The organism is Enterococcus sp. DIV0574, assembly GCF_051711125.1.
Classification (GTDB): Bacteria; Bacillota; Bacilli; order Lactobacillales; family Enterococcaceae; genus Enterococcus_D; species Enterococcus_D gallinarum.
The window spans coordinates 1182143-1196715 of the sequence record NZ_JBIOMA010000001.1; the positions used below are offsets into that span (position 1 = coordinate 1182143).

Here is a 14573-nt window from a genome sequence, read left to right on the forward strand (position 1 = left end):
TAAAAAAAGATTTCGGAGGGAAGCATACATGGTAAAAGTATATTATAACGAAGTGACAGACAATTTAGGAGATAAGACTATTGCAATCATTGGTTACGGTTCTCAAGGACATGCCCATGCACAGAATTTACGGGATACAGGGCACGACGTCGTGATCGGGATTCGTGCAGGAAAATCAGCTGAGAACGCAAAGAATGATGGATTTACCGTGCTTCCAGTTTCTGAAGCTGTACAACAAGCAAATGTTGTGATGATCTTAGCTCCTGATGAGATCCAAGGAGAACTTTACGAGAAGGAAATTGCGCCTAATCTTTCTGCAGGGGATGCATTAGCCTTTGCTCATGGCTTTAATATTCATTTTGAGGTCATCACGCCTCCAAAAGAGGTGGATGTCTTCCTGGTGGCACCTAAAGGACCAGGCCATTTGGTGCGCCGGACCTTTAGCGAAGGATTTGCTGTCCCTGCGTTGTTTGCTGTTTATCAAGATGCTACTGGCAATGCACAAGAGACAGCCTTGTCCTATGCCAAAGGAATCGGGGCTACAAGAGTCGGTGTACTAGAAACAACGTTCAAGGAAGAGACGGAAACAGACTTGTTTGGGGAACAAGCCGTATTATGTGGCGGACTGACAAGTATGATCGAGGCTGGGTTTGAAACGCTGGTAGAAGCCGGCTATCAGCCAGAACTAGCCTATTTTGAAGTTTGTCACGAAATGAAACTGATTGTTGACTTGATTTATGAAGGAGGATTCGCCAAGATGCGTGATTCAATCTCCAATACAGCAGAATATGGGGATTATGTCTCTGGTTCACGAATCATTACCGAACAAACAAAAGCCAATATGAAGAATGTCTTGAAAGATATTCAAAACGGCACGTTTGCCAAAGGTTTTATTGCGGATAATCAAGCTGGTTTTCCGGAATTCAAAAAAATGCGGGAACAAAACGGGAATCATCCAATCGAAAAAGTTGGGTCAGAATTAAGAAAAATGATGCCTTTTGTTACGAAAGATTAAGGAGGAACAGTGATTGCTGGTATCTGTCGATCAAATAGAACAAGCACATGAAAGCTTGCAATCAGTCGTTTCAAAGACTCCTTTACAGCATGATCGGTTTTTATCCGAGAAGTATCAAGCGACTGTCTTACTGAAACGGGAGGATCTTCAGAAGGTCCGATCGTTTAAATTGCGGGGGGCATATTATGCAATCGCACAGCAAGATCCGGCTATACTGAAGCGGGGGGTTGTCTGTGCAAGTGCCGGCAATCATGCCCAAGGGGTCGCCTATACCTGTCATGAATTGAAAGTGTCGGCGGTTATCTTTATGCCGACGACGACACCGCAACAAAAAGTAGCGCAAGTTTTGTTTTTTGGCGGTGATTTTGTCCGTATCGAACTTGTCGGTGATACCTTCGATGCTTCCGCCGAGGCAGCCCAACACTATGCCGAAGACCATCAAATGGCGTTTATTGATCCCTTTGATGATCCCGCCATTATTGCAGGCCAAGGAACATTGGCAGTTGAACTGATGGCAGAAGCAAAGCAGCGCAATTATTCTATCGATTATGTTGTGACAGCAATTGGCGGTGGCGGGTTGATCAGTGGTGTTGCAACTTATTTGAAAGCAAAACAGCCTACAATCTCAATGGTTGGTGCTGAACCTCTAGGCGCCGCTTCGATGCAGGCGGCTTTTGATAATCATGGTCCGACCACATTAGAGCAGATCGATAAATTTGTAGATGGAGCAGCTGTCAAAAAAGTCGGTCAATTGACTTACCAGCATGCATCCCAGTACGTCGATCGATTAGTAGCGGTAGATGAGGGTTTAATTTGCCAAACTATCTTGGACTTATACAGTAAACAAGCAGTTGTGGCAGAACCAGCGGGAGCACTGAGTGTCGCCGCTCTGGAATTGATCAAAGAAGAGATTAAAGGGAAAACCGTTGTTTGTATTATCAGCGGCGGCAATAACGATAGTACTCGAATGGCAGAGATTGAGGAAAAGTCCTTGATTTATCAAGGCTTAAAACATTATTTTGTGGTCAATTTTCCTCAAAGACCTGGGGCGTTGAAAGAATTTGTTAGCAATATTTTGGGTCCTACGGATGATATCACTCGATTTGAATACACCAAAAAAATCAATCGCGGAACAGGACCAGTACTGTTAGGGATTCTGCTAAAAAGGCAGGAAGATCTGCCCCCACTACTGGCGCGAATGTCAAGATTTGATCCACAATATATTGATTTGCGGGACAATCAATCTCTCTATACTCTTCTTGTTTGATTTTATGAACCAAGCGTTACGAAACAAACGACCTTTTTAAAAAAAAGAGGTCGTTTGTTTTTTGATTTCAAATCCATGACTTTCCCTCATCCTTTCGCTAGTTAGTAGGTGAAATGGTTGATTCTTGTTATAATAGAAGTAACAAATCGTAGATGGGGGGCGGATGTATGGAATTTGTCTTTTCTAGAAAAGAACAGCAGACGCAAATCTTGTATGGGGAAACATTGAATGCTGTTTTACGGACGCAGGAAATTTCCAATGATCAAGTCATCATTCTCACAAACCAGCGGTATTATGATCGTTTCTCTGAAAAACTGACCCGTTTGTTTTTACCCAAAGAAGTCAGCTGGTATATTTGTACCAATCAAATGTATTGCAATAATTTTACGGAATTTCAGGCCTTTATGTCCTTCCTAAGCCGCTTTTCGAAACAGGAGAACTATTTGATCGTGGGTTTCGGCAATGAAGGTGTGCTGGCGTTAAGCAGTTTTATTCACTACACGTCGATTCTGACTAGCGATCTTTGGTTGATCCCGGTGTCTTTACGGGCGTTAGCTAAAAGTGTCAAAGAATCTGCGATCATTGTTAAGAAACCAGATATTCCTGTTTTGCAAAGTCCCAATGTACCGCAAGTGGTCGTATACGATCAAACGATTGCTGAAAAACAAAAAGATGGGAAGTTGGTGGACTTACTTGTATTGATTCGTTGCGGACTGCTCACGGATCAAGCTTTTCTGCGGGAACTCTTTCGCACGTTTCTGACAGAAAAACAAGTAAACAATCGTTCGTTTGCAGCGTATACAGATCGGGTGATCCAAGCCTATCAAGCAAACGGTGCAGCACTTGAAGAATATGGACAAGTCTTTACAGATGCTTTTTATAAGACTGAAAATGGACATTTGCTGTCTGATGCAATGAAACTTTTTTATGGCCTACTCTTTCACTTAATCTGGAATGTTCAACAACAGCAGTTAGCAGTCAAATTAGATAAGCTTTGCTTGTGGCTTGACCAACTAGGGTTTCCTTTAGTATTGCCTGACCAACTATCTTTAAGCGACTATTTTCAGCAAGTTCTGCTGTTACAGAAAAAAGAGAAAAAACTGCTTTTTTTATCAGAAATTGGTACAATAGGGGGCAGAACCAGCGCATTAGAAGAGGATCTCGTCCAGACAATGAGCGCTTACCAAACAATAATCAATCAGATAAGAGGAACTTAGATGGAAACATACAGTGAAAAAATGTTACAGGCATTAGCAGCCGAGAATTTAGCTGATGCGCAATTGAATTTTGCAAAAGCCCTGCAATCAGATCAAAATGAAGTCTTAGCCGAATTAGGAGAAGAATTGATCCAAATCGGCTTTTTAGAAGAAGCAAGAGAAGTATTTGATACACTGCAAGAACGTGACCCCGAAAATGAAGAATGGTTGCTATCGTTAGCAGAAATTGCTATGGAAAATGATCAAATCGACGAAGCTTTTGATTATCTAGATCGGATCACACCGCAAAGCTCTTTTTATCCACGAGCGTTATTGATCAGTGCTGATCTCTATCAATTGATTGGGATCCCCGAAGTCAGTGAAGCAAAATTATTGGAAGCCCAAAAGCTGCTGCCCAAAGAATCGCTGATTCGTTTTGCACTAGCGGAATTGTATTTTTCAACCGACCGTTATCAAGAAGCGGCAGTGTTTTATCAAGGATTACTAAAGGAAAATATCCAGGAAATCACAGGTATTTCCTTATTGGAACGGACCGGAGCCGCATTGAGTATGGCTGGGAAATTTGAAGAAGCCATCGAATATCTGGAAGCAAGTCTAGCTGAGGATCAAACAGATGACCGTCTATTCCAAACCGCTTTAGTTTACTTACAATTAAAAGAAAATGAGCATGCGATTCGATATTTGCAGCAGTTGCGGGCACTGAATCCGCAATACCGTTCCTTGTATCTCTATTTAGCAGAAGCATTACAAGAAGAAGAGCAACTGGAAGAGGCACAAACTGTCATTGAAGAAGGAATCCATGAAGATCCATTTCAAGTGGATTTTTATCATTTTGCATCAGAAAATGCGTATCGGTTGCATGACAGCGAAGCAGCCGAATCCTTCTTATTAAAAGCCCTTGAGACGGGGGAAAAAGAAGATGAAACCCTGCTTACACTGAGTAATCTTTATTTGAATGAAGAGCGTTGGCAAGAAGCTGTGTTGGCTATCGAGAAGATGGAAGACAATGAACAACCCCATGCTCTATGGAATTTAGCACAGGCTTATAACGCGTTAGAAGAGTTTGACCAAGCAGCGAGGTTCTATGAACAAGCGAATGAAGGATTGCAGCATGAACCAGCTTTTATGAAAGAATATGGATTGTTCTTAAGAGAAGAAGGACGATTATCAGAAGCTCTACCTTTACTGAGGCATTATCTGGCTCACGAACCTGGTGATCTGGAAGTGCAATCGATCGTGGAGGATCTATTAGAAAGATAGGTGAGGGAAATGAACATCAATGTACAAGAAAAGAAAAAATTTCTCAATTGGTTAGTTTCTACTGTATCATTCAGCCGACGAGAAGTTTCTTGGGTTCTGAACTACCTAGCAAATCATGAAGCCATTTTGACAAATGTTCATATTGTTGAAGGGGCGATGCAGACAGATCGGGGGTTGAGTGTTCGCAGTACAGAGATTGGCGGCGAGCCATTTGTGTTGACGATCCAGAATCAAACCTTTTATGATATTGATCAAATTTTTCACGAAATCAGGATGAATTGGAAACAGCCGCTTTATTTAGAATGTATCTTTCCAAATCCTTGGGAAAAACCACTTTATTTAGCTGTTCTGGAGGACAATCCTTTTGAACGGTGGAATGACCATGTTGACGAAGAAGTACAAAAAAATGTGACAGAATATCTTGATAAAGAAGCTATGCAGCTAAAAATTGAGAAATTATACCGCCAAATCGATCTTGCTTTGGAAAATGGGGATCGGGATGCTTTTTTGGAATTATCGGATGAAGTCAACCGCTTCAAACTCGATCAAAAAGAAAAAAGTCATTAATAAAGCTATTAAGAAGCGCGATGTGAAGTAATAAAAACTAGTGGAACAGAAAAGAACCGCAAGAAAGAAGAGGACTCCCAGCACCGAGCGTTCGTCGTTTGCAACAGTGTGCGGGAGAAATCAAGTTTCTTGCGGTTTTTTCTTTATAATTAGATAGGATGGAAGAATGGGGTTATCCTTTTGATTTTGCTGCCTTGCGTTGCAAAAATCGTGATTTAGGACGTAAATAAGTGAATCCTTCCCCTTCGACTTCATGGACATTGATCACCGACACGAACGCTTGTTGATCGAAGTCGGCAACGATCCGTTTGACCTCTGAAATTTCCCGGCCACTTACTACCATATAAATGATCCGTTTGTTACCACCGGAATAGGCTCCTTCCCCATTTAAAAAAGTGACGCCTCGTTCCAATTCATTCATTAAGACAGGGGCAATTTCTTCACTATGATTACTGATAACAATGATCCCTTTTGCTGAATAGCCGCCATCTAGGATCGAATCAATCACGCGAGCGAAAACATAGGAAAAGATTAGCGTGTACATCATGCGTTTCAAATCGATATAGGTTAAGGAAAGCAATAGAACGAAAACATCAAAGATCAAGAGAGAACGACCAATCGTGATCCCAAAGTTCTTTTCTAGGATCCGGGCTAATACATCCACGCCACCTGTTGTCCCACCAACTTTATAAACAACACCACTGCCGATCCCTGCAATTAGTCCTGCGAGTAACGCAACGATCAGTAAGTCATGCTGCAGATCGATCAATAATGGAACCGTCTGCCAGAAACCTAACCAAAATGAAAGACCAAAGGTTCCAATCACTGTATAGACTAGCGAACGTCTGCCAAGAATCTTACCTCCTAGCAAAATGATTGGGATATTCAAAATCAGTGTACTGTAAGCGGGATTGATGCCCCACAATGCGCGCATGATCAACGTGATTCCGGTGACGCCGCCTTCAGCTAAATCATTAGGTATATTTAAATAGACGAGACCAAAACCATAGACACTCGTTCCTAGAACAATTAAGGCAATATCGCGGACTGTCCGCCACGAAAAAAAAGATCGCATCCTGTTTCCCCCATTTCTATATCTCACAAGTACCAATTTAGCACGAAATTTGGCATTAAACAATATGAGCAAGTCGATCCTCTATCTAGGCAGGTGCGTTTTCTTTTGCTAAAATGTGAAAGAAAGGGTGAAGAGGATGACAGAAAAACGTTCACTATATGAGATGCAAGAAGAAGTCGATGCCTATATCCAACAATTCAAGGCGGGGTATTTCAGCCCTTTAGCACAGATGGCCCGACTTACTGAAGAAGTTGGCGAGTTGGCAAGGGAAGTCAATCATCACTATGGGGAAAAGGCCAAGAAGAAGACGGAAGTCGAGAAAACAGTTGCTGAAGAACTAGGTGATGTCCTTTTTGTCACCATGATCATGGCAAATTCCATGGGTATCGATTTGACGGAAGTTTTTGAATCCAATATGAAAAAGTTCAACCGCAGAGATGCGTATCGCTTTGAAAGAAAAGATGGGAAAATGAATGAAGCTGACTAAGTTACCACAAGAATTTGAACAAGCAATCCCTGTATTGCAAAGAATCGAAGCAGCCGGGTTTGATGCCTACTTTGTGGGAGGAAGTGTCAGAGATACAATCTTAGGACAGCCAATCCATGATGTAGATATTGCAACAAGTGCCTTTCCAGCTGAGATCAAAGAACTTTTTCCTCGTACCATCGATTTGGGTATCGAGCACGGAACAGTCCTTGTTTTATGGGAAAATGAACAATATGAGATCACGACTTTTCGGACAGAAGAAGCCTATCAAGATTTCCGTCGGCCAGACAAAGTTGCTTTTGTGCGCTCTTTGGCTGAAGATTTGAAGCGCAGAGATTTTACAATCAACGCTTTTGCTCTGAAAAAAGATGGTGAAATCATTGATTTGTTTGATGGACTGGCAGACTTGCAACAGAAAATTCTGCGAGCAGTGGGTCAGCCGCACGAACGATTTCATGAAGATGCACTACGTATGATGCGGGGCTTACGCTTTGTCAGTCAACTGGGCTTTACATTGGAACCACGAACATTTGAGGCAATTTATGACAATCATCAGCTATTGGCAAAAATATCCGTGGAGAGAATCACCATTGAGTTCGTCAAATTGCTGTTAGGGGCACATCGCAATTCAGCTTTAAAGGCTTTTGTAGCGACTGAATGTTATCTCTATTGTCCAGGACTGAAACAAGCCGGTGAAGCTCTGTTGCGAATGGCTGATTTACCGGAGAGACCATTGAACAATGAAGCTTCTGCCTGGACACTATTGATTGACCAGATTGGACTTTCTACAGCAGAAGTTCGTCCTTTTTTGAAGCAATGGAAGTGTTCCAATGAATTGATTCGGATGGTCCAATCGTTATTCGAGGGAGTATTGCTGCGGAAAGCAGGGCCGTTTAGTGATGAAGCATTGTACCATCTGGGCAGCGAGGCCGCTCGACTATCAGAAGAATTGCTATACTATTACGGACAAGAGGTAGATCCCTCTGTTAGTCAAGCTCGCTACCAGGCGTTGCCAATCCATTCACTTAAAGACTTGGCCATCAATGGGCGCGACTTGCTGAGCCACTTTGATCAATCCGGCGGTCCTTGGATGAAAGAAGTGCTAGCAGCTGCCGAAAAAGCGGTGATTGAGAAACGAGTCGCAAATGAAGAGAAAGCATTATTGGCTTTTGCCAAAACAATCGTATTAAATAACCTATAAATAAGCAGGTGAGAAAACAATGATCGAAAAAGAATTTTTGGTTACCGAGGAAGATACAGCTCTTGCAGTTGGATCGGGAGGACTGCCTGTCTTAGCGACCCCTCGTTTGGCTGCCATGGTAGAAGCTGTCTGTTTTGAAGCATTGGAATCGCGTATAGCGTCTGGTAAGACAACAGTAGGAACACAATTTACGATCGAGCACCGGGCGGCTTCAGGAATCGGTGCAACCGTTCAGGTATGCTGTGAAGAGATCTCGAATGAAAAGACGTATGAGTTTACTTTTCGTGTCTATGAAAACGATCAACTGCTAGCGACAGGTACGCATCATCGAGCGGCGGTCGATATCGAAGGTTTTTTAAAAAAAGTGAGCGAGAAAGAAAGTTAATTTGTGCTCCTTAGCAGACAATGTGTTAAAATTGAAATGTATTATTAAAAAAAAGGAGCGTTATGTCATGGCAAGAGAAATGAAAGCATTGAAATTTTATTTCCGTAATGGAGAAACATGGACGATTGAGCGCCGTTATATTGGAGATTTGTGGATCAAGCAAATCACTACTAGTTTTGGCCGCATCCACGGAAGCGAATTTGTTGAGATCCATCCATGTGCAGGATTCAAAATTGAAATCTTCCAAGAAGGGGATCATGTTGCAACACATGATATCAATTTAGGTGGATTGGAATTAGGCATGTTCGCCCGCGCTTTGAAATACGAAGATATTGAACGAATGGAAATTCTTTACCGTAATGGAACACCTGATCTTGTGTACTTCCCATACAAAGACAAAGATACTGAAGGATTAGATAACGTTTATCAATCAACAAAAATCAGTGAAAAAACAAAAAGCCTTTATATTGTGATTGATCCAAACCAAACAGTCGAAGACGTTTACCAAGAACATTTTGAAGAATAAAAAAAAGCAGAACTGAGAGCTTCTCTCTGGTTCTGCTTTTTCATTACAATCACTGATAAGTGCGAAAAAAGTCGGTATATTTTTTTAATAAAAGATAGTCTTGACTGATGGCATCTTTAAGTATGATTTTGTCTCCAAGCAAGCTTTTACGAGCATTTTGGATGATGCGGTGTTGAATATCATGATCGATCAAGTAATCGATCTCAGTACGTTTGATTTCCGGAGAAGCACTCTCGCGATTTTTTTCAAGATACTGCAAAAGATCATATTCAAGATGTCCGGCATCATTGATTACTCGTTTGTATTCGATTTTGTCTACCTTCACACGATCACGCTCCTTTATATGATAAGTTACCTTATTTCCGGAGTAATGTAAAAAAAATCTATATGAATTAGTAAATTTTTAAACACCTGTTTGGTATTGCATCAAAACTACTTTACGCTTAGAAGAAACAGCTAGATGTGTCGCAAGACTTAAACAGAAAATGAAAACAAAGGAGAAACAGATGAAAAAAGCAAGAGTTATCGTTGTTAGTGGAGTGACTGCTTCAGGGAAAACCACCTTTATCCAAAAGGTCGCCAATCTATGTCCCGGTACAGCAGTTTTATCTTTTGATGATTATAGTATCGATGCATTGCCTTCTGCACCATCCTCTGAGGCTCTGTTAAAAGAACCCTACGAAGCAATCAATCAATTTGATATTCAACCATTGATAAATGACCTAAAACAAATCATTCACCACTGTGCGCTGATCTTGATCGATTTTTCGTTTGGGTATGTCCATCAGCAACTCGCACCTGCTATCGACAAGGTCATTTATTTAAGAACACCTCTGGATATTGCCTTGGGTAGACTAATCATTAGAGACTTTCAACAACAGCCAGAGAAAATTATTAATTGGGTCACGGGGTATCTAGAGGAAGCGCGACCGCTTTTTTTGATGCACGAAGAAATTGTTTCTCCACAAGCAGATTATATTCGAGATGGGACGATTAATTTTCAAGACCAAATGACTTGGTTCAAAGAAGAAGTTCTAGCGGAAAAAACGATTTTCGCAGAATGATTGTTGGAATTGGGAAAAATACTTGTCACGTAAAGAATAAGGTCATCTTTTGAGAGATAAAAAAAGGGGATCTTAATTTTCTAGGTAATCAAAGGGAATATTGGGGTAAGCAAAACTTTCTTTGATTCTATACTTTCCCTTGCTGTATTATTATTTATACGCATATTTAGTCTGTAGTTAAAAAATAGCATTAGTAACAATTAAAAACAAGTTACGATTTTGTCATCTATCTATTTTAAAGTGAACATATGGGTATAGCACAAAAATAAAAAGCCGACTGCAATGCTTGTTTATCAGCAAATGCAGTCGGCTTAAAATGAATTATTTTGTTTCACGGTGTAAAGTAACTTTTCTTTCACGTGGGCAATATTTTTTCTTTTCCAAACGATCAGGATTGTTACGTTTGTTTTTGTTTGTTAAGTAGTTGCGTTCTTTACAAGAAGTGCACTCTAATGTGATGTTTACGCGCATGTTTTTCCCTCCCATATATTCAAGAATCCTCTAAGATTTCTCTCAGACTAAAATATAATAGCATGTTTGGCAAAGGAATGCTAGTAGTTTAATGAAATTTGTTAAGTAATTTTACTTGACGATTTTTTGAATGAAATCAACCATTTTCATCCAATTTATTTTTCACGTCTTCGATCATTTTTGTATAAGCAATCGGTCCGTTATACAGCCAGCTGGATTCAGGTCCAAACTCCCAAAGATTTCCTTCTTTGACCGCTTTAAGATTTTGCCAAACTTGGTCTTTAAAAAAGTCGGCTCCTTGATCGCTGTTTACTAGAATCAGGTAATCAGCATCTAATTCAGCTAATTTCTCCAAAGAAACGGCAGACCAGTCAGCTGTCGCTGTTTTGCTGATCTCAGAAACAAGTGGCGGTACGGAGAATCCTAGTTCATGATAGAGGAGCTGACCGCTGGAACGATCGTCAGCAACCATAAAAGCGGAATTGTTGGTGACCCAGAGAACAGCCACCGACTTCCCATTGATTTTACCTGAAAATTCTTGCTTAGTTGTTTTTACTAAGTCATCATAGTCTTTTTCTACTGTTTTTGCTTGATCTTCTTTATGAAGAACTTTTGCGATATCTGTCAAACGGTCTCGCCAAGAGACATTTTCACCATTTTTGACTACATAAGTAGGGGCGATTTTGCTGTATTGTGCATATTTATCCCCTTCAACCATCGTATTGCTGTCGATCAGCAACAAGTCTGGTTCATAACTTAAGACGTCCTCATAGGGCAAGTCGTAGCTGATCCTTGGTACATCACTTAGTTTCTCTTGCAAATAGCCTTGATCACTGTTATTACCAACAGTCCATTGTGCTACTGGTGTGACGTTCAAGGCTACTAAGTAATCTTCTAAATAACTGCCGATGATTCGCTTTGGATTATCGGGGATTGTTACTTCATGTCCAGCCGCATCTTTCAGCGTTGCCGTCTCAGCTGAGGAAGATGACTTGGTATTATTGGAATTAGCTGAACAAGCACTCAATGCTGTTAAGCTGACTAGGGTACAAGACAGCCAAAAAAGTGTTTTTATGGTTCGTTTTTTCATTAGGTTCCTCCTTATAGGATAAATGAGAATCATTCTCACTTTCTTTTTGTCATTATCACGAAGAAAAAGTGATTTGTCAATCCCTGGTTTTTTGCTTTGAAGCATTGACGGATAGAAGGAAAACCGTCATAATTGATAATCATTATCAATAGAATTTTGAGGGAAAGATATGGCAAACTTACGCACGGTCGATTTGACTGTCGGCTATCAAAAACAAAAAATTGTGCAAAAGATAACAATCGACATCCCAGAAGGGAAGATCATTGGTTTGATTGGACCTAATGGGAGTGGCAAGTCGACTTTTCTAAAAGCATTAGCCCGAATCCTGCTACCTATGGAAGGGGAAGTTTATCTAAATGAACAGAATCTACAAACGATCAAAACGAAGGAAGTCGCAAGCCAGATTGCTTTGTTGTCACAAGTCAGTGATTCTTCCATCGGATTAACCATTCGAGAGATCGTTTCTTATGGTCGTTTTCCTTATCAAAAAGGGCTAGGTCGGTTGACCGCAAAAGATTATCAAGCCATTGAATGGGCATTAGCTGCGACAGATTTGACCGAACTAGCGGATGCTAGTATCCATACGCTTTCAGGAGGTCAGAAACAGCGGGTTTGGATCGCTATGGCTTTGGCACAAGATACAGAGATTGTTATCTTAGATGAACCGACGACTTTTTTAGATCCGGCACATCAACTAGAAGTGCTGTTATTGTTAAAACGAATCAATGAAAAATATGGGAAAACGATCATTATGTCGATTCACGATCTGAATCATGCATCTCGATTTTCTGATTATATTTTTGCCTTAAAAGAAGGTCAATTAATGACTTGGGGGACACCAGAAAAAGTTTTGACCCATTCATGGCTCCAACAATTGTTCGCTATCGAAGCTGTTTTAGGTACGTTTCCCAATAGTTCGAAACCGTTGCTTTTGACCTATGAATTAGGAGCCAACACATGAAAAAATTTACGATTCTTTTGCTTGTTCTAAGCGGATTATTGGTCGCTGTGTTTTTTCTGGCATTGACGCAAGGGGCAGCTGATATTCCCTTAATAACTATTAAAGAGGCCTTTTACGCATTTGATCCAGAAAATCAAACCCATCAAGTGCTTAGAAATATCCGTTTGCCGCGGATCTGTGCTTCGTTTATTGTTGGCAGCAGTTTTGCTGTAACTGGTGCCATCATGCAAGGAGTCACCAAAAATTCGCTAGCAGATAGCGGTTTACTAGGAATCAATAGTGGGGCTGCAGTCGGATTAGCCGTTGCATTTATCTTGTTTCCCTCACTACAACCGAATCAGGCAGCGTTGTTTTCTTTCTTAGGCGCTTTTCTAGCTACTTCTTTTTTATTTTTGTTGACGAAGTATTCAAGGATCGGTATGACGCCGACTGGATTGATTCTAGCAGGTGTTGCATTGAGTTCTTTTTTTTCTGCGATTAGTCAAGTATTATCTTTACAATTTGATTTGAATCAAGACTTGGCCTTTTGGTTTATTGGCGGTGCAGCAAATGTAACGTGGACACAATTACAAGTGATCACCCCTATTTATCTGGTGGCGCTCTTCATCATCCTAGGACTCGGAAAATCTTTGAATTTGCTGGCTATGGGAGATGAGACGGCAATCTCTTTAGGCAAACATCCTGAACGGATTCGACTTGTTTCTTTAGCCGTAGTTGTTCTATTAGCTGGGATGGCTGTTTCACTGGTGGGACCGGTCAGCTTTATTGGATTGATGGTCCCTCATGTGATTCGCGGACTGATTGGCAAAAATTATCATATGATCTTACCTTTGACGATAGTGGCGGGGGGAATATTGGTAATCTTGGCAGATTGGGTAGGACGAATCATTCAGCCACCTTTTGAAACGCCTTTTGGAATCATGATGGCTTTGATTGGGGTTCCTTTCTTATTAGTGAAGATTCGGAGGGAACAGCTATGAAGAAAAAAATCGGTTTCCTTTTTGTTTTGGTTCTTCTGGCGTTTTGTGGCAGTATCATGGTGGGAAAGACGTTCTTTTCTTTTGATCTCTGGCTCGCTCTTTGGCAGCAAACTCTAACAGCTAGCCAGTCATTGATATTCTTCGATTTCCGACTTCCTCGAGCAGTACTGGCACTGATTGCTGGAAGTGCGTTTGGCTTCTCAGGTTTTTTGTTACAGGGAGTAACCAGAAATGAGTTGGCGGATGCAAGTATTTTAGGAATCAATAATGGAGCTGGCTTATGTGTCATGCTCTACTTAGGCTTTTATGCCCAGGGCTCCCAGCTGTTACCACTAATTGGTATGATTGGCGGACTATTAGCTGCACTGCTAGTCTATGCTATCGCTTATAAACAGCGACAGCTGCTTTCAATGGAGCGAATTTTATTATCTGGAATTGCTGTTAATGCTGGACTTGCTTCTGCGTCGTTATTATTGACTGTTCAATTGTCAAAAGAACGATATAGTTTTGTTACGGCATGGCTTTCGGGGACTATCTGGGGAACTTCGTGGACGCAAGTACTAAGTTTGTTGCCTTGGTTCTTGATTCTAGGATTGTTGGCATTCATGATTACACCTTTGATCAATTTACTGGGTTTTGGAGAAGAACAGGCGATCAGTTTAGGTGTTCCCCTAAATCTTTTGCGCACCGGTTTGTTGTTCGTAGCGATTGGCCTGGCCGCAAGCAGTGTTGGCTATACTGGAAACTTATCTTTTATTGGTTTATTGGCGCCCCATATCGCTAAACGATTGATTGGCAAAGAATCTCGTTGGGCATTGATAGCAGCGGGAATGATTGGTGCTATTTTGGTGCTAGTCAGCGACACAGTCGGCCGTCTTTTACTTCAAAGTGGCGAAATTCCTGCTGGTATCGTGATTGCGATCATTGGTGCTCCGTACTTTTTGTTTTTGCTGATTCGTCAAAAAACGCAGTCGTGAGAATTTTTTCACGATTGCGTTTGCTATTTG

At 41.1% G+C, this 14573-nt stretch carries 16 protein-coding genes and 1 pseudogene; 13 read left to right on the forward strand and 4 right to left on the reverse strand.

Features of this window, described 5'->3' with window-relative positions:
• Positions 1–16: 16 nt before the first annotated feature.
• The 5 genes and pseudogenes from ilvC to IGJ45_RS05865 all read left to right on the forward strand — a co-directional run.
• Positions 17–1015: pseudogene (ilvC, locus tag IGJ45_RS05845) on the forward strand (ketol-acid reductoisomerase); the annotation flags it as partial.
• Between the two features lie 13 nt (positions 1016–1028).
• Entirely contained in the window at positions 1029–2282 is a 1254-nt protein-coding gene (gene ilvA / locus IGJ45_RS05850) for a threonine ammonia-lyase IlvA (RefSeq protein ID WP_103299868.1), read from the forward strand.
• 167 nt (positions 2283–2449) lie between these two features.
• Complete coding sequence (locus IGJ45_RS05855; RefSeq protein WP_005472178.1) at positions 2450–3499, forward strand: hypothetical protein; 1050 nt, start codon at positions 2450–2452, stop codon at positions 3497–3499.
• Entirely contained in the window at positions 3500–4759 is a 1260-nt protein-coding gene (locus tag IGJ45_RS05860) for a tetratricopeptide repeat protein (protein WP_409531806.1), read from the forward strand.
• A 9-nt stretch (positions 4760–4768) separates the two neighbouring features.
• Positions 4769–5326 (forward strand): YpiB family protein, encoded by a 558-nt coding sequence (locus tag IGJ45_RS05865; RefSeq protein WP_003126831.1) that lies wholly within the window; start codon positions 4769–4771, stop codon positions 5324–5326.
• A gap of 172 nt (positions 5327–5498) precedes the next feature.
• Here the strand turns inward: IGJ45_RS05865 and IGJ45_RS05870 are convergent, their stop codons facing one another.
• Positions 5499–6401 carry a YitT family protein gene (locus IGJ45_RS05870; protein ID WP_081131716.1) on the reverse strand — a complete coding sequence of 301 codons (903 nt, stop codon included), beginning with the start codon at positions 6399–6401 and terminating at the stop codon, positions 5499–5501.
• Between the two features lie 136 nt (positions 6402–6537).
• Here IGJ45_RS05870 and IGJ45_RS05875 point away from each other — a divergent pair, with 136 nt between their 5' ends.
• From IGJ45_RS05875 to IGJ45_RS05890, 4 genes are all read left to right on the forward strand, one after another.
• The gene (locus IGJ45_RS05875; RefSeq protein WP_003126834.1) at positions 6538–6888 is read left to right on the forward strand and encodes a nucleotide pyrophosphohydrolase; all 351 of its coding nucleotides are present in this window, start codon (positions 6538–6540) and stop codon (positions 6886–6888) included.
• Positions 6875–8089 carry a CCA tRNA nucleotidyltransferase gene (locus IGJ45_RS05880; protein WP_103299871.1) on the forward strand — a complete coding sequence of 405 codons (1215 nt, stop codon included), beginning with the start codon at positions 6875–6877 and terminating at the stop codon, positions 8087–8089. The genes IGJ45_RS05875 and IGJ45_RS05880 overlap by 14 nt, the downstream gene beginning before the upstream one ends.
• Positions 8090–8108: 19 nt before the next feature.
• Positions 8109–8474, forward strand: coding sequence for a thioesterase family protein (locus IGJ45_RS05885; RefSeq protein WP_003126836.1), 366 nt, complete (start codon positions 8109–8111; stop codon positions 8472–8474).
• 67 nt (positions 8475–8541) lie between these two features.
• Positions 8542–9000: a hypothetical protein gene (locus tag IGJ45_RS05890; RefSeq protein WP_003126837.1), complete on the forward strand. Its 459-nt coding sequence runs from the start codon at positions 8542–8544 to the stop codon at positions 8998–9000.
• 49 nt (positions 9001–9049) lie between these two features.
• Here IGJ45_RS05890 and IGJ45_RS05895 read toward each other — a convergent pair whose 3' ends face one another.
• On the reverse strand, positions 9050–9325 hold the full coding sequence (locus IGJ45_RS05895; RefSeq protein WP_081131714.1) for a hypothetical protein: 276 nt from the start codon (positions 9323–9325) through the stop codon (positions 9050–9052).
• A gap of 181 nt (positions 9326–9506) precedes the next feature.
• On the opposite strand from IGJ45_RS05895, the gene IGJ45_RS05900 reads away from it, so the two are divergent.
• Entirely contained in the window at positions 9507–10064 is a 558-nt protein-coding gene (locus tag IGJ45_RS05900; protein ID WP_208774127.1) for an adenylyl-sulfate kinase, read from the forward strand.
• 321 nt (positions 10065–10385) lie between these two features.
• On the opposite strand, the gene rpmG is transcribed toward IGJ45_RS05900, so the two are convergent.
• Together rpmG and IGJ45_RS05910 are read right to left on the reverse strand one after the other, a co-directional pair.
• The gene (rpmG, locus tag IGJ45_RS05905; protein ID WP_369914469.1) at positions 10386–10550 is read right to left on the reverse strand and encodes a 50S ribosomal protein L33; all 165 of its coding nucleotides are present in this window, start codon (positions 10548–10550) and stop codon (positions 10386–10388) included.
• Between the two features lie 121 nt (positions 10551–10671).
• Entirely contained in the window at positions 10672–11625 is a 954-nt protein-coding gene (locus IGJ45_RS05910; RefSeq protein ID WP_103299876.1) for an ABC transporter substrate-binding protein, read from the reverse strand.
• A 169-nt stretch (positions 11626–11794) separates the two neighbouring features.
• Between IGJ45_RS05910 and IGJ45_RS05915 the strand changes: the two genes are divergently transcribed.
• Genes IGJ45_RS05915 through IGJ45_RS05925 form a run of 3 tightly spaced genes read left to right on the forward strand, consistent with a single transcriptional unit; the run spans position 11795 to position 14543 of the window.
• Positions 11795–12586: an ABC transporter ATP-binding protein gene (locus tag IGJ45_RS05915; protein ID WP_409531808.1), complete on the forward strand. Its 792-nt coding sequence runs from the start codon at positions 11795–11797 to the stop codon at positions 12584–12586.
• Positions 12583–13566, forward strand: coding sequence for a FecCD family ABC transporter permease (locus IGJ45_RS05920; RefSeq protein WP_113849928.1), 984 nt, complete (start codon positions 12583–12585; stop codon positions 13564–13566). Before IGJ45_RS05915 ends, IGJ45_RS05920 begins: the two co-directional genes overlap by 4 nt.
• Entirely contained in the window at positions 13563–14543 is a 981-nt protein-coding gene (locus IGJ45_RS05925) for a FecCD family ABC transporter permease (RefSeq protein ID WP_103299879.1), read from the forward strand. The genes IGJ45_RS05920 and IGJ45_RS05925 overlap by 4 nt, the downstream gene beginning before the upstream one ends.
• The last annotated feature ends 30 nt before the right edge of the window (positions 14544–14573 follow it).